Origin of the sequence: Pseudomonas sp. TR47, assembly GCF_044143025.1 — a bacterium.
Taxonomy (GTDB): Bacteria; Pseudomonadota; Gammaproteobacteria; order Pseudomonadales; family Pseudomonadaceae; genus Aquipseudomonas; species Aquipseudomonas putida_E.
Map to the genome: position 1 here is coordinate 51,034 of NZ_JBHFCS010000006.1, position 17,536 is coordinate 68,569.

The window sequence follows — 17,536 nt, forward strand, 5'->3', positions numbered from 1 at the left end:
ATGAGGGCCTGACTCATCGTCAGGCCCTCATAACTTAGCCCCTTCGGAAGCACCATTCCCACTTCATCTCGTGAGGATCGACAGTGACAATTACAAAACGCGTCAAGCTAAATGTGCTTGCTGGCACCTACAGCGTATGCCGCCTTGGGCCCGAGGAGCTGATTCCTACCTGGGCGGACGGCGAGGGTTTTGTGACAATTTCACGCTCTCAGGATGAGCTGTCCATCGTCTGCCTACAAAGCCGAATTCCTGAAGCCATCATGTGTGATCGCGATTGGGCTTGTTTGAAGTTCGTAGGCCCATTCGCATTTGATGAAACTGGCATCGTACTCTCCGTGATCAAACCGCTTAGCGAGTCCAATATCGGGGTGTTCGTCGTTTCAACGTTCGATGGCGATCACATGCTACTTAAGCAATCAGACCTGGACAAAGCTTTGCCCTTATTGACCGCGGCGGGACACGTAACCACGCAGCAGGAGTAGCTCTCACTTTCCTGGCCCTTACACCGCTGAAATTGTAGGTCAGTGCTTGGTTTGGAAGGACGAACTCTGCCACATTTTAAGTTCTACTACCTGCCACTCCCCAGCCCGAAGCAACGTTCAAAATCCTGCCCAAACGTAGCTCTCGCTAAGAATAACCAGCGATTTAGGCTCCAGACCGTCACCGATTAGTGATACGTCTGGCCGCTTGATCAGACCATGGATCAAGCCCGTGTCTCTTAAAATTCGCACGGAACGCGGGCGCCATCAGAATTAGACAGCACCCGGCTGCGGCATCACAGGGTTTGACGGAGCGCTAGAGAGATTCCTGACAGGCCGGCCTTGAGTTCATCTACTGTGGGCCAAGAGAAGCCGATTCTCATGAAATTTCGCGGCATCTCAAACCAGTGACCAGGCCCAACGTAGGTGCCGTGCTCGGCCAGTAGTCGGCTGTAAAATTGGTCAAAGTCAAAGGATGCTGGAACCTTCATCCACGGGAAGCAAACCACCCCACCCTCGGGCCGAACCCAATCAATGAGTTCATCACTATCCACCCACTCCTGGATGATTTCGAGCCGCTCGGCTCGCTCTCCCCGCACAGTTCTAAGCCATACATCTCGCTGCTCCAAGACAGCCAGGGCAAGGTTTTCGTCGACGATGCTTCCGCAGATTCCAATCTGCTCTTTAGCCGCCAAGAACAATTCGTACAGTTCGGGGTTCTTGGTCACAAGCCAGCCCACACGCAACCCTGGAGCGCCGTATGCTTTGGAGACTGAGGAGACAGCAATGACGCGAGAACTAATCCCTGCTGCGCACGGATAGGGCTCGGCCGCAGTCAGATCTCGATATGTTTCATCGACTAAAAGGCGACAGTCGTACTTCTCAGCGAGCTTTTCCAATGCAAGCAGGTCCGTCCACGGCATCACGGTACCGGTCGGGTTGTGAGGACACGTAATGCTGATCAATTTCGTGCGCGAGGTAATAGCAGACTCTACTGCCGCCAAATCGAGACGAAAGCCTTCTTCATGCGAAAGGTCAACGTAGGAGATCTCGCAACCTATGGCACGAGGGGTCTCAAGGTTAGTGGAATAGTTCGGACGAACCACTACCAGATGGGATTCGCTGTTCAGCAACGATGTAGAAATGATGAACAGTGCACCAGCGGCACCACTGGTAAGGAGTACATCGCTTGTACTGATCGACTCCTGCGCAGTTTGATGTGCGACCAGTTCTCGCAGCTCTGGTAGACCTTTGTGGTCACCGTAGAGCAGCACCAGGTCTGACAGGTCGACACTGAATTCCCCCATGCGTCGGTCTGCGATCGAGCTTTCTGATAGGTTGAAGCGGATGTTCCCGTAACCCAGCTCTTCGGGGGATTCCTTCTCAAGGGCCATTCGCACGTATTTCATGGGTATCTCCAAGGTTGGTTTCCTAGGAGTTTCTTCATCTCGTGGCTGCTGATCTATGATCCTAGAGGACTAGACGGCTTCAGCTATGCGTACGAAATCGGTCGACCGATGCCAGGAAGAGAGCCAGTAGCTCAGACTGCGAGGCGATCGACAGCTTGGCGTAGATGTTCCGTCGATGCGCTTTCACCGTGGGCAGCGCGATGCCAAGGTTCAGCCCTATCGACAAGGACGAGTGTCCTCTAAGGATCATCTGTGCTATCTCTTGCTCTCTGGTGGTGAGTCGATCTTGGGCGAAGCTCTCAAAGGCCTTCGCCACATGACTATTCTCTGAAGTAGTTGTGGTACGAACACCTAACCAATGACGGTTAAGGAGAGCGTCAAGAATTGGCTTTTCCGAAATCAAGAATGCGATGTCCTGCTCAGTGAATCGCCCTTCATGTGAGGGCTTCAGGAGCCCCATCTCGCATAGAGACCCATCTTCCAGGCGAGTGAGGACAAGGATCTCGGTCATTCCGGTCGGCCATCCTGGGGTCAGATAGCCAATTTCTTCAGACTCGGACTTTATTAACCCATCTACCGCAGCCGCCTGAGCCACTGGGTGTTCATCGTTAAGGTCCGTGACGCGCACTACCCCTTCAAGCTCTGCTAGGTTTTGCTGCTGGAACGCCGCGTATACAGGGTTCAGCACATACGTGTAGTTGATGTATCTGTCGAGTCCGTCCCGGTGCTCTTGCTCTACGAAATTATGATGAATGCACCGTGCGCCGCCTGCCGCACTGTAGACGACCATTGAGGCCAATTGGAAAGGAGCAAGCGTCTGGACTACCTGAAACATCAGCCGGCCAAACGTTTCCGATTTCGTGTCGATGCCGACCACGTTGATCAATTGCCCAATGAGATCCGAGCCGAGTCGCCGTACTTGCTCAATCATTGACATCTTCCATCCGCATTAATCCTTGATCCTCCATCGAGCCTTCCACTCTATGGCGCTGAATTCTGTAAGCCTAAACGGTTTACACCACGGCGAAGCCAAAAATTTTCGCATCACCTGCGCAGTTGAGAGCTGGACCGCACAGCCCCTTCTAAACCCTAGCTGTGGAAACGACGGTAATATACCTGTACCGCTTATACTTTTTCTTCGCGTCCATCACTGCTACCAGGGTACTCAGGCTAGGGCTGTCAAAGACGACTTCTTCGTAGCCACCCTCAAACTCATTCGTTACCTGCAAGGTCACTCGAATCTTGGATGTAATTTGATGTGAAGGCTTGCGCGAAGTATCGCTAGCGGATCTTTTGGCCCCGGAATCGCCTTGGAGGGCAGCATCACCGAAAAGAGCCCGCCGCATTTCTTCTTCACTTAGGTTAGTTCTCATTCGCTTGTGCTCCACGGTTCGTGATTATGTAAATTTTCGAAGGGTCTTCGGAGTCCCTATCCGATATTAACATCCTAAAAAGGAGCGCAGGACTCGGAGGAGTACAAATGTACTCATTCCGGGAAATTGAGCCAATTGTGGTTCGAGGGCCACGCCCTGCATGAGGTCGAAAATTCAAATGTGTGCTGCTCGGGGCAACGCGAGAATTTCGGACAGCCTGCTTTTAGCCGAAAGGGCCATCTCGCAACGGCAGTAAAGCGTCGACAAATACGAGCGTTGAATAGATGCTCGGCCCTAGGAGGCCATGCGCGTCATGAATGATTGCCTGCGGATAATCGCGAGATGCTAGGCCCCCTGCGACGACTCCGACGATGTCATTGCTCACTTATCGGACGATGACCTGGAATTTGAGTTCCAACGTCGCTTGGATACAACTGGCGAAAGTGCGTTCGGCGGATACCGAGAGTCAATCATTGCAAGCCAAACACTTTGACAGCTATGAGCATGAAAGTAGAAACAGAACCTAACCACTCGATTACCGTCACCTGTAAATACGAGCATCAAGTTTAGCCCGTGCATCACCACCACAAAATGAATTTGAAATCGCATCAATCAGAGAGAACACTTGCAATTCGATTTCATAAAAATCTTTTTTTGGCATAAATTGCAGATCGAAGCCTATCAAAGTTAGTACATCAATCATCCGCGACTGATGCTCTTTATATATGAACGGACCTTTACTAGCCTTGAATGATCTGAAATTTGACTCACCTATAACTGAATTTACTGAACTTATAAAAGAAAAATATGCAGCCGAAATAGACATATCACCACTTCGCGAACCTCCGTAGATAAGACCATAAATCTTGTGAACATCGAAAGAAGACAAAGCCAACAAGTCACGCTTGCGAATTTCTTCTACGAAGAACTGCTGAAACAATGTCAAATGTGATACATGATTTGTGAAATGCGATGAACGCAAGGCAGATAAATAACTTAACAAACCGACAAAAATCGCACCTACAGTTGCTACAACACCTATCAAGTCAAGCGTAGATTTGGCAACAGTGAAAGCAGAGCTAAAATACTCATAAAACCGCAGAAAACATTTATTGGAAAAACAGACAGGCAGCTTATAAATTTCATCCGCAAAAACTATAGAGACTGTAATCACAGCAGAAATTGAAAATCCGATACCAGCTATAAACGCGAGAAAATAAATCAGATACTTAAAGTACGGATGCACGCGCGAGAACTTATTTCGCAGAATCTCACACCACTCGCACCTATGAAATATCGCCTTCACTTTAATCCTCAAAACCAGGTCTCAATGCCCTCAGTTTCATCCTCAACTGGTCAGTCGCCTTATCATAGATTCGGCCCAGCACAGTCAACCTCTCCATAACACGATAATATCTAGATCTATACCAATAGGTTGACCTCTTTGAGGAAAAGTCTCTCTCTAAACGAGCCACCATGTCCTTAGCCCTGTTAACGTCACGGCGAGAAGGAAGGGGTCTTATCTCATTTAAACGTCTCAAAAGTGGTATATGCTGCTTGTGCTTTACTCGGTGAAGCTTATTAACGCGCCCCATACATCTATTGTAATCATGTCTATAGTCGTGGGTCGTTCTATAGCCAGGCTCAGCCGCAAGGGACTCTAAATTCTTAACGGCGGCTCGTATTCTTCTCACTTCATCCGAAGGCAACCTTGGACTGTCAAAACTCACCCTAAGTCCATGTACAGTCAAAGGCTCAGTTGAAGTTCTGAAAACTCGCGCCTTCCCCTCATTGATTGGCAAGTCCTTATCGACCAACATATCGCCAACCACTTTCAATGCATATGTAAAATCTGTACCTAATGTTTTAGATGAGATTGTTATATCATCTACCAACCTTGTGTACGTCAACCCCTTCCTATTCAACCGCTCAACTACTCGCCCCTCCACATCGTAAAGACAGAGGGAGGCAATGTAGCTTGAGGTGAGGCCTCCCTGCACCAAATGACCATTGTGACAGCATATGTCCGCAAGAATAATTGATACTTCTTCGCTATAGCTAAGAAAGTCTTTAAATATAGCGTAAACAATGTCCTGATGGACATTATCGAAAAAACTGGAGACATCAATCTTTAACAAACTTCTGGCACCACAATGCCTTCCAGCGCAAGAGACGTAATCCTTACTATCGTACCCGTCGTTATTTTTCTGATTTGGGATGGAACCATAAATATAGTGCGGCCACTTCACAACGTATCTATTAGAAAATATCGCGACATTAATACGCTTTTGCAGCTTTCGCAAAAAACGGTGCGGATTATAGATTGGCCGTTCCACCCCACCAGCTTTCATGACGCTATTCTTTCTAGAATATCGCTCATCTTGGCTAAGAGCTAAGACCGAGGTTAGGAACTCATCAGAAACGCGAAGTAGCTTGCATAAGCTTTCTCGGTTAGAGATAGAATTTTTAGACACCTTCTGGGGATTCGAAAGCATCGCACCAATCCATAGGAAATAAATGTGGGCCACACCAACCCATGACATAGGGTATAGAGAAAGATGTTGCATTCATCGAAACCATCCGCTGAAAACCACCATCTTTCTCATGGTAGGCCCACCGTGAAGCACTCCAGCGGGACGCGGGGTCGGAGACTGCCGAGGCCTCCTCATCAGTTCAATACTGAAACGTATTGAATGCTCATTACTGAGCTAACCAGCGGATGTTTCGTTTCGATTGCAGCAAGTGAGCGGTACGCTCACGCAAAGCCAAAATACACCATTTCGGATTGGAAGCAACACCTTTGTGATGCTAAGTGGCCACTTCCTCAGAAGCGCACTCACGACAGGAGTCTCAAGTGCGCTTCTGATGCGAAATCAAAGCCTCAACCGCCTTCGTTCATGGGTTTCGAGGTGGTGGTTTCGGCTGGCTCTGAGCGGCAGGCTTACTCGTATCTTGAGCCAAAACAGGCTTTGCTGAAGGCTGATACCCGTTGGTTTGCAGCTTCGGCTCGCGCTTTTGCTCCTCTGACATTCTGAAATCCTCTTAACGGACGCATTTTGACGAAGGTCAAGGATTTTTAGGTGGCGGCGCCGGAGCCCTTTCACTCGTAGGGGTCGGCGCGTAGCCTCCTTTAACAGGGCTAGAATCACTCTTGCTGGGTTGGTAGCCATATTTCTCGGACGAGTCACTTCGCTTGCTCACAATTTTCATCCTCTTCTGGGAAGTCAACATGGTACAGCTCTAGCGTAACAATATCCTTTGCGAGAATGATGACTCCCGCCGTGTTCGATCTCTCGCGGTCAAAGCCACCGCCCTCTCCTATAACCCAGCACTTCTCTAGATATATCTGCTCAGGTGATGGATTGCTGGAAGCAAATGAGTGCCTCCCATAGTAGCCGCCGATCTGCCGCCCGTCATTCAGGGTCACTACGATCCAGTAGCACACTCGCTTGCTGAATACAAAGTCCCAAGGTTTGCCGGTCGGATGTGCGATTGAGCGCTGTAAAATCTCTGTTTTCCGTAGCCACAAAAAGCCGCAAGCCCAAAGCACTGGAGCTATAAGGAGCACGAACGTGTAGAAAAAAACGTAGAGAATTGGATGGCCAGCCCTCACTCCGTACGATTCGACCAGGTACATGGGCACCAGTAGCAATGCGTAATTCACTGAGCTGTACGCCACAGCATCGATCACTTGCTGAGAGCTATCTCGAACCTGGGTCGGCTGGAGCAGCGCGTAGGTCTTCAGACTGATAAAACCTGGTACCACGAACGCGATGAAAAATACCAGCTTATTGGCTTCCCAGATGTCCATACCTGCTCCTGATGTGGCTGAAAGCAGATGTTGCCTACTCTTCTCTGCCAATGGAAGCTGGGTGTCACTACCGGAGTGGACCTCGCGAGAGACAAGGCGCCAACCAGAATAATGGTCAGTAGACGACCAGAACATTGATTTTGGTCACACCCTATAATCACTCTATAATTGCCTATAAAACCTTATAAACCGTGCCGTCAGTTCGCCAGCCTGCCCACTTGTGGCAATCCATACTCCCTTCGTCTCAGACCAAGCTTCAGCCTAGGGATTGATTCAGGCTGGCCCTGCGACCAACCTGAACAATCGCTTAGATCATTTTTTTGACTTCTGAATAGCCTAGGTTAACTCGGAATGTGCTCATGCAGTTTCTGCATGAGAACCGCTTCCACACATCTTCAACTGGCACAGACATGAGGGCATCGCACTGACATTTGAAAAAAATGGTTTTAGCCGCCTGCAACACCCTATCACCATCAGCTAGGGTAGCTTTATGCCAATAGCGACCACACTTCTTATTTGAACATCTCGCAAGCTCGCCGTCCTCATATTCGCTTTCACCTATGAAAATCTCTTGGCCGCAGTCACAGGTTGCATTGATAGTTTTATGCATAGCGAGAATGATAGTTGCCGACATAACATCTTCGATATCGGCAATCATCACACGGAGCTTATCTCTATTTATCGGCTTTGGCGCACTGCCGTCAGCTTTAGGCATCGGAGCATGCAGATAAGATCCCAGAGTTTGATAATGCCGTCTAAAGGTTCTCCAGGGAATGGCCTTGGATTCACCGACGGTAGCCCAAGCCGTAGGCATTTCATCAGGTGAGTTTTGCAGCCCTACACTCAGTATTCCGCCTTGCTCGCTTGCAGGATCGAAAGAAGCTAGGAGCCTGATAATTTGATCGGGCTTCCACTGCCCGACGATCGAACCAGGAATTTTTTCTCCGTACTGCTGCAATTGCCGATATGCTATAAGCTCGAAGCAAAAACGAAGCTCCAAGCACGCATACTTCAACTGACACTCATCATCTTTTTGGAATAACTCTTTAGCTCGATCGACTAGTGGTTTGACGCCGTAAAGTTCCATTATTGATTCCTGCATTCCTGATTCAGGAAATATACCGCTTGAGATCACGGGAACACAATTACCAGCGAAATCAATGTGCCATCACAGTTGTTCATATCCCACACAGCCTCCTCACAGCGCACTCTCCAGAGACAAGCAACACCGCTGGATTGTGGAGGTGGAGCACAACTGTACTCTACGCTTGAGGAAGGTACCGCCAAAGGACATGACGGAGGGTCGTCTGACTTCTGTGACCGATTAGGCTAGTGTGAGCGAATGAGCGCACTCGCCAAGCCTGGCCTTTAGCGCATAGCACAGGGCACATCCCGAGGCGTCATAAATGAAAATGTTTATTGCCCCGCTCCCTTCCGACGACCCACTGATGAAGCAGGCCCTGGATGCGCTGAGGACTTATCACGAAGCGGTAGATGCAGGCGCGCCGGCAGATCTCATACAGCAGTACAAACATGAAGCTGAAGAGCTTTTCCAAGCCCTTTCTGACTACTACCAGCGCTCGATGGGTGGCCCCTACGGCACGCTGCACTAACCTCAGATCGACACACCCACTGTGCCTACTATGCACTCTCCTTGAAGAACCTTATGCCCCAGGGGGTGATGTTGAAGTCCGTCAGCAGGACCTCCACTGCACCACAGATCCGCGATTCATAGATCATCTCCAGATCAGTGATAGAGAACGCTACCGCAATTTTCATGGCTTCTAAATCCAACGAAGACGGATCAAAAGGCTCGACTTGGATTCGGCTCAGGGTGGCGTCCGTAAAGTGGAACTCATCGACCAATTCAACCTTCTCCCTCATCTCCGCCCAGGCCTCCTGCGACACGCCGCAGCTGCGCTACGTGTGATCACCGAGCATGCTGTGCTCTGAAAGGAAACTGTCAGCTACAAAAACCAGGCCGCTCGAATCGAGATTGCGGACACAGTCATCCGACAGCCTAGGGCTTGAGACTAATACCTCAGGTACATAACTTTATGGGACGGGTCGTCTGACCAATCAGGAGTCATAAACTCTTCGTTCCCAGAAAAATTCAACTCTATATTCTGAGAGCAAATTTCTTAGTGCTCCGCACAAACGGGGCTCCTCCAGCAACTCTGAGTCGGTGTAGCTCACCGCAACAGCAAGCCTCATCTGTTCGGGCGACAAACTACGGGGATCGTATGGCCAGACTTGGACTTTACTTACACTCGTATCTCTGAAATGGAAAGAGTCGACCTCCACATATAGCTCACGCACCACTTCCCAATCACTCATTTTGATTGCATATGTTTTCTGGGGTGAGTCAGCGAGATTTGTATGAAGATCCAGGAATGAGTCTCCTGCCAAAATCGCCTCACCGCCTAAAAAATCCTTCAGGTAAACATCGAAAAGCCTTGGAGAGGAAATCAGAGATTTCAGCTCATGCACTGGAACACTTTGTCCATCTTCGTACAGTGAGAAGAGCTGTTTTGCGAGCGAAACAGAATTTGAAGAGTTAGCCATGACCATCTTAGTAGAGACAAGCAAATTCAGCATACTGCAACCTCGCACTGTGCATTTCGCTTATAAATTAATTCCTGAGGACCTCGCTCCCAAGTCCCATCCGGTTGCTCCGAATAATAAAGCCTCTCTCCGCTATCAACCGTGTAAATGTAATGCCGCTTTTCAGCCAATGGGCCAGATACCACTTCATTGATTTCGATTAAGGGCGCCATTGACCAGTCATCAGTCCCGTTCATAGTCGGAGGAATGACCAATGCAATTTTATAAGTGTATGAACCAGTAAATTTTTTAGACAAAAACCTCTTCAACTTATCCACATCATCAATCATGACCTCACCTTTTGACACATCACTACCGCCAGATTTAATGTAGTGCTGCGTAATATAAAACCAAGCTGCCTGAAGTCGTTGCGACACGTAACCAATTTCGAGCAATTGCTCATTTGGTAGATCAGAAGAAACTGAGATGGCTTCTGCATGGGTTTCGAACATTGCTTTACCTATAGATCCATTAAGAAATCCGTTTTAGAGCCTGCGCTTCGCAAGGCTCACATAAGGTCTTAACCCAATCGGACTGCAACCTTTTTCTAGAACCTGGCTGACCACACCACTCGCATGTCTTAATTGATACCTGCAAAGCCTTGCTTACTAGCGCAGAAACATATTCATCCGCACAAATACAGGAAACCCTCAGCTCCCCAAATTTTTCTTTTACGTAAGAGAACCTAACCTGCTCAACATTGTGCTCATCTATATATGTTTGAATCTCAGAGCACAGCGCGTTCAAAATCTCTGCCCATCCGTCCTCGCACCCAATGCCCCAAACCTCTGCATCACGACGACGCCCCTCGCTACCGAACAGAAGCGGGTATTTAATAATCAAATCGCGCTCTGCGGCGTCATTCATATTTACGCTCCAAATTTATGGGTACGCAGTGGCTAAGGGGCAGCAAAAAAGCACCATACCTTACGTAGCTATCTCAAGATATATCGTAGCATCGCCTATCGTTGATTCCAATCTAACGCCATGCTTCGTCTAATGCCAGCTGTTTTCTACAGCAGGCATCAGCATGGGGTTCGAAGCGGCGCTGGGCGCGGTCTTGAGGGAAATGCGGCTTCAGCGAGGCTGGACACAGGCGCATTTTGACGGAGTGGTTTCACCCCAATATCTCAGTGACATTGAGTTCGGAAAGAGGAGCCCATCGCTGGCGGTACTGCGAGGGGTATGCGATCACCTGGGGGTCGAGCTGAGCAGCGTGCTTGTGCTTACCGCGCTGTCTTTGGAGGAGTTGAGCGATTCCAAAGGCATCCTTCAGCGCGTTGAGAAGGAGGTGCAGAGCTTCACGACCTGGCGCATGTCTGGTCGCATCACGCCCTAATCCAGCTTGCGCATACATCTAGTCCCGAACGATTATTAGGCTAGAGGGGTGGACAACGTCAGTTGACCCGGCAGGCGTGGACGCCTCCTAGCTCTTCGGAGCTTCGCCAAATAAATCATCTCTAGCATTGAGACCAAAATCGTCTCCGGTCACTGCGGCTGCGCACCCGGCGTCAGTGAGGAGACTCTTCGTACGTGGCTCCTGCTTGAGAATGGCAACCATCTGAACGTTGTACAGGCGTCCCGCCTAAACCTTTATAAGTAACATACCTATCCCGAGGGACTACCTTGGTGCTGCTCAAGAAACTCTCCATAACATAATCCTGCTCTTTTAATCACCAACGCCCTGCCATGCTACTTTAAAAAATCGAGACTTAAAGCTGTAGCCCGCAAGGAGAACTGAGAAAACCACACACCTATCTTCTATTCAAAGTGATTTCCAGCCACCATGGACTCCACAATTACGTGCCCATCATCAACCCTGCGGGCTATACGTCGTAGTTCTGTCACTCCTGCTTCGACGCAGAGGCTAACATCGACATCAGGGAATACTGGATCCTGCTTAATCTTACACTCCACTATTCTCATGCTCGCTCCTACCAACGCCAAGTAGCTGCACACATCTTCAATACACTCTGCTCTAAATGAAAATTCCGCCATCACCAGCCTCGCCAATCATAATTCAATAATTAAAATATTGAGCGCCCACTCAAGTATCTCAGCGATCTATCTATAACAATCAAACTTTCGCACCCCACTCCTCGTCGAATTTGCACCTTGAATCTCTTTCGCTTTTCAAGGAGAGGAAAGCGGCTGTTCGGTAAGCTAGGGGGATGTCCGTCCGTAGATAGTTGGTGCTAGTGCGTCCGTAGGCCGTGACAGACCTGTGAATGACGACCTGCTCAAGCTGGGCAAGCGCGTCGCCGAACTTGCCGAAAGCAAGGACGTCGACGGCATCGTCATCACCCACGGCACCGACACCCTGGAAGAAACCGCCTACTTCCTCAACCTGGTAGAGAAGACCGACAAGCCGATCGTGGTGGTGGGTTCCATGCGCCCGGGCACCGCCATGTCGGCCGATGGCATGCTCAACCTGTACAACGCCGTGGCCGTGGCCAGCGACAAGCAGTCCCGCGGCAAGGGCGTACTGGTGACCATGAACGACGAGATCCAGTCAGGCCGCGACGTGAGCAAGGCGGTCAACATCAAGACCGAAGCGTTCAAGAGCGCCTGGGGCCCGATGGGCATGGTGGTGGAAGGCAAATCGTACTGGTTCCGCCTGCCGGCCAAGCGTCACACCGTCAACTCGGAATTCGACATCAAGCAGATCAGCAGCCTGCCGCAGGTCGACATCGCCTACGGCTATGGCAACGTGACCGACACGGCCTACAAGGCACTGGCACAGAACGGCGCGAAAGCGCTGATTCATGCCGGTACCGGCAACGGTTCGGTGTCGTCGCGCGTGGTGCCGGCACTGCAGGAGCTGCGCAAGGATGGCGTGCAGATCATCCGCTCGTCGCACGTCAACCAGGGCGGTTTCGTGCTGCGCAACGCCGAGCAGCCGGATGACAAGAACGATTGGGTTGTGGCGCACGACCTGAACCCACAGAAGGCGCGGATCCTGGCCATGGTGGCAATGACCAAGACCCAGGACAGCAAAGAGCTGCAGCGGATTTTCTGGGAATACTGATTGCTGCATGACAAGGGGCTGGTGTGCTGGCTACACCGGCCCTTTTTCGCGGTTTAACTCGCCACGGATCGGCCACCCACAGCCCTCCGCTTTTTTACCTTACACGCAGTTGCGAAATACCTTACAGTGAAATACTGTACGCGCATACAGCAAAACAAGGAAAAGCCCCGTGGCCAGTACCGCCCCTGCAACGCCGAGCAGTTATGAACAACTGGGTACGCGTATCCAGAAAATCATCAACAGCCCCATCGCTCAACGCAGCCGCGCCGCCCTGATCTTCCGCCTGGAACAGGAGTCGCCCGACGACTGGGAAACCCTGCTCGAGGAGATCGCCGAGAACGACAACGTCACCCTCGCCCACCGCGACGATGGCGGTGTGCAGATTTTCTGGACGGTGCCGAAGGACGATTGACCGCGCAAGGGGCCTAGGCCAGTGCCTGCAGGTAGGCGCTGGCCTGCCGATAACGGGCCAGCCGTGCCAGGTCGGCCGGGCCTGGGCAGGCGATGCGTGAAAGGTCGCTATTGTCGGCCAGGTCGGCCATTTTGACGGTACGCGCCAGCGGGTCGCAGCCAAGGCGCACGACGAAATCCTCGTAGCTTTCGCCATCACGCCGGCTCAAGGCCAGCAAGGCGGCCAGGATCTTTAGCGTGAAGCCCTCGCGGGCAAGGTCGGAAAGTGTCAGCGGCGTGTCTTCGATCACGTCGTGAAGCACGGCGACGATGCGCTGTTCGGGCGTGGACACCTGCATCATCACCCGCAGGGGGTGCAGGATATACGCCGCACCGCCTTTGTCGTATTGCCCTTCATGCGCTCTGGTGGCTACCACGATGGCCCGCTCCAGTGTAGACATGAGGCCCTCCCCGTTTCAGCCGTCTCACAGAGCAAGCATAGACGGGTCGGGTTACAGATGACAGGCGTCTGTTCCGGCGCTTTCACAGCCAGCGGGAAAAGGCGGCTCGCCTCTATGCAGGCACCTCAGTGCATGGCACCGGCTGCGCCGGTGATCGCCGGCAAGCCGACTCCCACACTAGAGGCCATGCTACAAAGTCAGCGCTGCGCACCGTGCTGAATGACAACCGAATCCGTACCTAGCTTGGCCATGACCTCTGCCTTGCGTGCCTCGGCCTCCTCCTTGGTAGGGAACGGCCCCAGCAGCACCACCGGCTTGCCATTGCGGTATTCGACCGAGGACGGGATGCCCTTCTCGATCAGGCGGGCGGTCATGTCGCTCAATGCGCCCATGTTGGCGCCCTGGATCACCTCGACATCCCAGCCTTGGGGGGCTGGCTGGTCGGCCAAGGCCTCGGCGCGGCGCTGTAACTCGGCGCCGCCGCAGATTTCGCGGATGCGCAGGTTGTTGCCATTGTCGTCGACGATAATGTCGTACTGGCCACCTTCACCCTTGACGGCGACGTAGCTGCGGTAGGCTTCGTACTGCCCGGCATCGTCCTTGCCACGCACCTGACCGCAAATGGTGCCTTTGGTGTCGATCCGCACGTTGCCGAACTTGGCGGTCTTGGGGTTGTGCAGGTGCTCGGCCACCTGCTTGTGCACACCTTCGACCTCGTTCTCACAGCCCACCAGGGCCAGCACTGCCATTACCACTGCCAGTTTGCGCACGCGTGTACCTCCCGTTTCGAAGCGGCGGATTCTAGCATGGCGACCCATGGCACAGACCGCGACCATACGTTACACCTTGCTACATACCGGCCACCCACCGGACGCGTACAATGCAAAAAGGGCGACCCTTTCGGATCGCCCTCTCTGATGTTTGGTAGGCACAATTGGACTCGAACCAACGACCCCCACCATGTCAAGGTGGTGCTCTAACCAACTGAGCTATGTGCCTGTCGTGTGGTGCGCATATTAGTCACCGCATGCGTACCTGTAAAGCGTTTTTTTCAAAAAAATCAAAAACTTTCAGAAGCCTGCCCCACCTGTGGCGCGCGGCCTTCTTTAGAAGCCACAAACAAAAAAGGCGACCCTTTCGGATCGCCCTTTCTGAGATTTGGTAGGCACAATTGGACTCGAACCAACGACCCCCACCATGTCAAGGTGGTGCTCTAACCAACTGAGCTATGTGCCTGTCGTGTGGTGCGCATTCTACGCAATCCAAAACCGCTGTCAACACTTTTTTTCGAGCTAACCTACTGAATCTTAACCTCTTTATAGAGAGGCGCCGCCCAAGGAGCAGTAAAGGATTTTCAACGGACGACTAGCGGGTGTTTATTATTATTGATAGCATCGGTACATTCGTTAAAAATATAAAACACGAGGTTTCTCGAGCATGGCCAATACCCCCTACCCCCAGTCCTACTACGCCGCCTCGGCCAACCCGGTGCCGCCACGTCCGGCGCTGCAGGGTGAGGTGGAAACCGATGTGTGCATCATCGGTGCAGGCTACACCGGCCTGTCCAGCGCCCTGTTCCTGCTGGAAAACGGCTTCAAGGTGAGCATCGTCGAAGCGGCCAAGGTCGGCTTCGGCGCATCGGGCCGCAACGGCGGCCAGATCGTCAACAGCTACAGCCGTGACATCGACGTCATCGAACGCACAGTCGGCCCCAAGCAGGCGCAGCTGCTGGGCCACATGGCCTTCGAAGGCGGCCGCATCATCCGTGAGCGTGTAGCCAAGTACAACATCCAGTGCGACCTGAAGGATGGCGGCGTATTCGCTGCGCTGACCTCCAAGCAGATGGGCCACCTGGAATCGCAAAAGCGCCTGTGGGAACGTTTCGGCCACAATCAGCTGGAGCTGATGGACCAGAAGCGCATCCGTGAAGTGGTCGCCTGCGACAGCTATATCGGCGGCATGCTGGACATGAGCGGCGGCCACATCCACCCGCTGAACCTGGCCCTGGGCGAAGCTGCCGCGGTCGAGTCGCTGGGCGGCATCATTTATGAGCAGACCCCGGCCATCCGCATCGAGCGTGGCGCCAACCCGGTTGTGCACACCCCGCAGGGCAAGGTGCGCGCCAAGTTCATCATCGTCGCCGGCAACGCCTATCTGGGCAACCTGGTGCCGGAACTGGCGGCCAAATCGATGCCATGCGGGACTCAAGTGATCACCACCGAGCCCTTGGGCGAGGAACTGGCCCGCACCCTGCTGCCGCAAGACTACTGCGTCGAGGACTGCAACTACCTGCTCGACTACTACCGCCTGACCAGCGACAAGCGCCTGATCTTCGGCGGTGGTGTGGTTTACGGTGCACGCGACCCGGCCAACATCGAAGCGATCATCCGCCCGAAGATGCTCAAGGCCTTCCCGCAGCTCAAGAACGTCAAGATCGACTACGCCTGGACCGGCAACTTCCTGCTGACCCTGTCGCGTCTGCCACAGGTTGGCCGTATCGGCGACAACATCTATTACTCGCAGGGTTGCTCGGGCCACGGCGTCACCTACACCCACCTGGCGGGCAAGGTGCTGGCCGAGGCATTGCGCGGCCAGGCCGAGCGCTTCGACGCGTTCGCCGGCCTGCCGCACTACCCGTTCCCGGGTGGCCAGATGCTGCGCGTACCGTTCAGCGCCCTGGGTGCGTGGTACTACAGCTTGCGCGACCGTCTGGGCTTCTGATGATGTTGCCAGCACTGGCCTGATCGCCTGCTTGCCGGGGATCAGGCCAGTGCGGGTGGCTTACCTTTCCAGGCTGTCCACGGCCTGCTTAGCCGCCAATTCCTGGCCCGCACGGGCCAACTCGTCGGCAGCCTGCAGCCAGCGCTGCCGGTCCACCTGGGCCGGCAGTTGCCGTGGCGGCTGTACCAGTATCGCCCAGCTCCCCTCTTGCGCCCACGCCGAGGTGAAATCATCGAAGGGCATCATCTGCCGCCGGTGCATCCCTGAACGCAGCAGCACCCGCTGCTTGTAACGGTCAAAACCGATCAGCACCGCATAGCGCGGCTCGCTCCACCACGCCGAACCTTCCTGAAAACGCACCAGCACCGGGTTGCCTGCAGCGACTTGGGTCAACAGGGCGTCCAGCTGTTTGTCCAGCGGGTATACGACCCTGCCGTAATCGCGCGCCACGCGCGGGATGCCGGTGCCCAGCGACTCGGCGCCCTGCGGCAGGTTCAGTGGCTTGTCCAGCAGCCCTGGGGTGATCGGCGCGCCCTGCTGCGAGAGCAACGCCGCCAGCGCCATGGCCCCACTGTGGTTGGCGTTGCCTCGGTAGAACGGCACGCTGCTGATCTCGACCCGCTGCGCAACGCCCTTGACGGCGGCCGGTGGCGCGCTGGCACAGCCTGAGAGGCTCGCGGCCAGCAGGCAGGCCACCATCAGGCGGCGTGGCTCGAAAACCCGGGACTTGAAGGAAATTTGCACCATGGACACTCGCTTGTTCTGGCGCCAGGCTGGCAACGCCCGGCCTTGACCCACGATCATAGGGCGCCAGGCGACGTGGGTATAGCCCGGTGCGGGCTTGGAACCAAACGAACCAAGCAATAGACCTTCGATAGATGGAACGTCACGCGGGGGGAGCTAGACTAAGCAATATCTGGAGGGTGAGCCGAAAGCTGGCCCAAGAGAAGGAGGTAGACATGAGCCTGACCATGGCAATCCTCATGCTGGTAGGTATGTGGCTTAGCGTCGCTGCCGCCATGCTCTGGGGTGTACTACGCATCGTGCGGCGTCATGCACAGCACCATCACCACCTGCCACCGCAGGTTCCGGCCAAGCAGCAGCCGGTCAATCGGGTGCGCCGTCACGCGCAGGCGCATTGATCTTCGCAATTTCCGAGGCCCAATCGCCGGCTTGCCGGCGATTGGGCTGCATAGCAGCCCTGCTAACGCTAACTGACCGGTATTAACCTGCAGGCCACTTTTTTGATCGCAAGCGCTC

The 17,536-nt window shown here is 53.2% G+C and carries 19 protein-coding genes, 2 tRNA genes and 1 pseudogene; 7 read left to right on the forward strand and 15 right to left on the reverse strand.

The genetic code is table 11. The annotated features are described in order from the left end of the window. Positions 1-83: 83 nt before the first annotated feature. Positions 84-482 carry an ACT domain-containing protein gene (locus ACEWE8_RS08585; protein ID WP_395589280.1) on the forward strand — a complete coding sequence of 133 codons (399 nt, stop codon included), beginning with the start codon at positions 84-86 and terminating at the stop codon, positions 480-482. 293 nt (positions 483-775) lie between these two features. Here ACEWE8_RS08585 and ACEWE8_RS08590 read toward each other — a convergent pair whose 3' ends face one another. The 6 genes from ACEWE8_RS08590 to ACEWE8_RS08615 form a co-directional block, all read right to left on the reverse strand. After that, positions 776-1,888: an aminotransferase class I/II-fold pyridoxal phosphate-dependent enzyme gene (locus ACEWE8_RS08590; protein WP_395589281.1), complete on the reverse strand. Its 1,113-nt coding sequence runs from the start codon at positions 1,886-1,888 to the stop codon at positions 776-778. Positions 1,889-1,967: 79 nt separating this feature from the next. After that, complete coding sequence (locus ACEWE8_RS08595) at positions 1,968-2,819, reverse strand: LuxR C-terminal-related transcriptional regulator (RefSeq protein ID WP_395589282.1); 852 nt, start codon at positions 2,817-2,819, stop codon at positions 1,968-1,970. A gap of 983 nt (positions 2,820-3,802) precedes the next feature. After that, the gene (locus tag ACEWE8_RS08600) at positions 3,803-4,507 is read right to left on the reverse strand and encodes a retron Ec48 family effector membrane protein (protein ID WP_395589283.1); all 705 of its coding nucleotides are present in this window, start codon (positions 4,505-4,507) and stop codon (positions 3,803-3,805) included. Positions 4,508-4,568: 61 nt separating this feature from the next. Further along, on the reverse strand, positions 4,569-5,828 hold the full coding sequence (locus tag ACEWE8_RS08605; protein ID WP_395589284.1) for a reverse transcriptase family protein: 1,260 nt from the start codon (positions 5,826-5,828) through the stop codon (positions 4,569-4,571). Positions 5,829-6,445: 617 nt separating this feature from the next. After that, the gene (locus ACEWE8_RS08610) at positions 6,446-7,072 is read right to left on the reverse strand and encodes a DUF6338 family protein (protein ID WP_395589285.1); all 627 of its coding nucleotides are present in this window, start codon (positions 7,070-7,072) and stop codon (positions 6,446-6,448) included. A 307-nt stretch (positions 7,073-7,379) separates the two neighbouring features. After that, a complete protein-coding gene (locus ACEWE8_RS08615) occupies positions 7,380-8,159 on the reverse strand; it encodes a hypothetical protein (RefSeq protein ID WP_395589286.1) in 780 nt (259 codons plus the stop codon). Positions 8,160-8,478: 319 nt separating this feature from the next. Between ACEWE8_RS08615 and ACEWE8_RS08620 the strand changes: the two genes are divergently transcribed. Next, positions 8,479-8,685, forward strand: coding sequence for a hypothetical protein (locus ACEWE8_RS08620; protein ID WP_395589287.1), 207 nt, complete (start codon positions 8,479-8,481; stop codon positions 8,683-8,685). A gap of 28 nt (positions 8,686-8,713) precedes the next feature. On the opposite strand, the gene ACEWE8_RS08625 is transcribed toward ACEWE8_RS08620, so the two are convergent. From ACEWE8_RS08625 to ACEWE8_RS08640, 4 genes are all read right to left on the reverse strand, one after another. Then, positions 8,714-8,956 carry a hypothetical protein gene (locus ACEWE8_RS08625; protein ID WP_395589288.1) on the reverse strand — a complete coding sequence of 81 codons (243 nt, stop codon included), beginning with the start codon at positions 8,954-8,956 and terminating at the stop codon, positions 8,714-8,716. A gap of 195 nt (positions 8,957-9,151) precedes the next feature. Next, on the reverse strand, positions 9,152-9,670 hold the full coding sequence (locus ACEWE8_RS08630) for a hypothetical protein (RefSeq protein ID WP_395589289.1): 519 nt from the start codon (positions 9,668-9,670) through the stop codon (positions 9,152-9,154). After that, the gene (locus ACEWE8_RS08635) at positions 9,664-10,128 is read right to left on the reverse strand and encodes a hypothetical protein (RefSeq protein ID WP_395589290.1); all 465 of its coding nucleotides are present in this window, start codon (positions 10,126-10,128) and stop codon (positions 9,664-9,666) included. Before ACEWE8_RS08635 ends, ACEWE8_RS08630 begins: the two co-directional genes overlap by 7 nt. A 19-nt stretch (positions 10,129-10,147) precedes the next feature. Next, on the reverse strand, positions 10,148-10,543 hold the full coding sequence (locus tag ACEWE8_RS08640) for a hypothetical protein (RefSeq protein ID WP_395589291.1): 396 nt from the start codon (positions 10,541-10,543) through the stop codon (positions 10,148-10,150). 163 nt (positions 10,544-10,706) lie between these two features. Here ACEWE8_RS08640 and ACEWE8_RS08645 point away from each other — a divergent pair, with 163 nt between their 5' ends. The 3 genes and pseudogenes from ACEWE8_RS08645 to ACEWE8_RS08655 all read left to right on the forward strand — a co-directional run bounded on the left by ACEWE8_RS08645 (position 10,707) and on the right by ACEWE8_RS08655 (position 13,116). Next, on the forward strand, positions 10,707-11,015 hold the full coding sequence (locus tag ACEWE8_RS08645) for a helix-turn-helix domain-containing protein (RefSeq protein ID WP_395589292.1): 309 nt from the start codon (positions 10,707-10,709) through the stop codon (positions 11,013-11,015). An 888-nt stretch (positions 11,016-11,903) separates the two neighbouring features. Continuing rightward, a pseudogene (locus tag ACEWE8_RS08650) lies at positions 11,904-12,704 on the forward strand (asparaginase domain-containing protein); the annotation flags it as partial. 169 nt (positions 12,705-12,873) lie between these two features. Further along, positions 12,874-13,116, forward strand: a complete 243-nt coding sequence (locus ACEWE8_RS08655; protein ID WP_039602925.1) for a DUF1654 domain-containing protein — start codon at positions 12,874-12,876, stop codon at positions 13,114-13,116. Positions 13,117-13,129: 13 nt separating this feature from the next. Here ACEWE8_RS08655 and ACEWE8_RS08660 read toward each other — a convergent pair whose 3' ends face one another. The 4 genes from ACEWE8_RS08660 to ACEWE8_RS08675 form a co-directional block, all read right to left on the reverse strand. Then, a complete protein-coding gene (locus ACEWE8_RS08660) occupies positions 13,130-13,555 on the reverse strand; it encodes a bifunctional (p)ppGpp synthetase/guanosine-3',5'-bis(diphosphate) 3'-pyrophosphohydrolase (RefSeq protein ID WP_046787183.1) in 426 nt (141 codons plus the stop codon). Positions 13,556-13,752: 197 nt separating this feature from the next. Further along, complete coding sequence (locus tag ACEWE8_RS08665) at positions 13,753-14,325, reverse strand: SPOR domain-containing protein (protein WP_046787184.1); 573 nt, start codon at positions 14,323-14,325, stop codon at positions 13,753-13,755. A gap of 152 nt (positions 14,326-14,477) precedes the next feature. Continuing rightward, positions 14,478-14,554 (reverse strand) — tRNA-Val (locus ACEWE8_RS08670). Between the two features lie 160 nt (positions 14,555-14,714). Further along, a tRNA-Val gene (locus ACEWE8_RS08675) sits at positions 14,715-14,791 on the reverse strand. Between the two features lie 201 nt (positions 14,792-14,992). Here ACEWE8_RS08675 and ACEWE8_RS08680 point away from each other — a divergent pair. Further along, positions 14,993-16,276 carry an FAD-binding oxidoreductase gene (locus ACEWE8_RS08680; protein ID WP_012313845.1) on the forward strand — a complete coding sequence of 428 codons (1,284 nt, stop codon included), beginning with the start codon at positions 14,993-14,995 and terminating at the stop codon, positions 16,274-16,276. 60 nt (positions 16,277-16,336) lie between these two features. Here the strand turns inward: ACEWE8_RS08680 and ACEWE8_RS08685 are convergent, their stop codons facing one another. After that, complete coding sequence (locus ACEWE8_RS08685; RefSeq protein WP_046787185.1) at positions 16,337-17,080, reverse strand: peptidase C39 family protein; 744 nt, start codon at positions 17,078-17,080, stop codon at positions 16,337-16,339. 155 nt (positions 17,081-17,235) lie between these two features. Between ACEWE8_RS08685 and ACEWE8_RS08690 the strand changes: the two genes are divergently transcribed. Beyond that, entirely contained in the window at positions 17,236-17,418 is a 183-nt protein-coding gene (locus ACEWE8_RS08690) for a hypothetical protein (protein WP_039604431.1), read from the forward strand. Positions 17,419-17,536 lie beyond the last annotated feature (118 nt).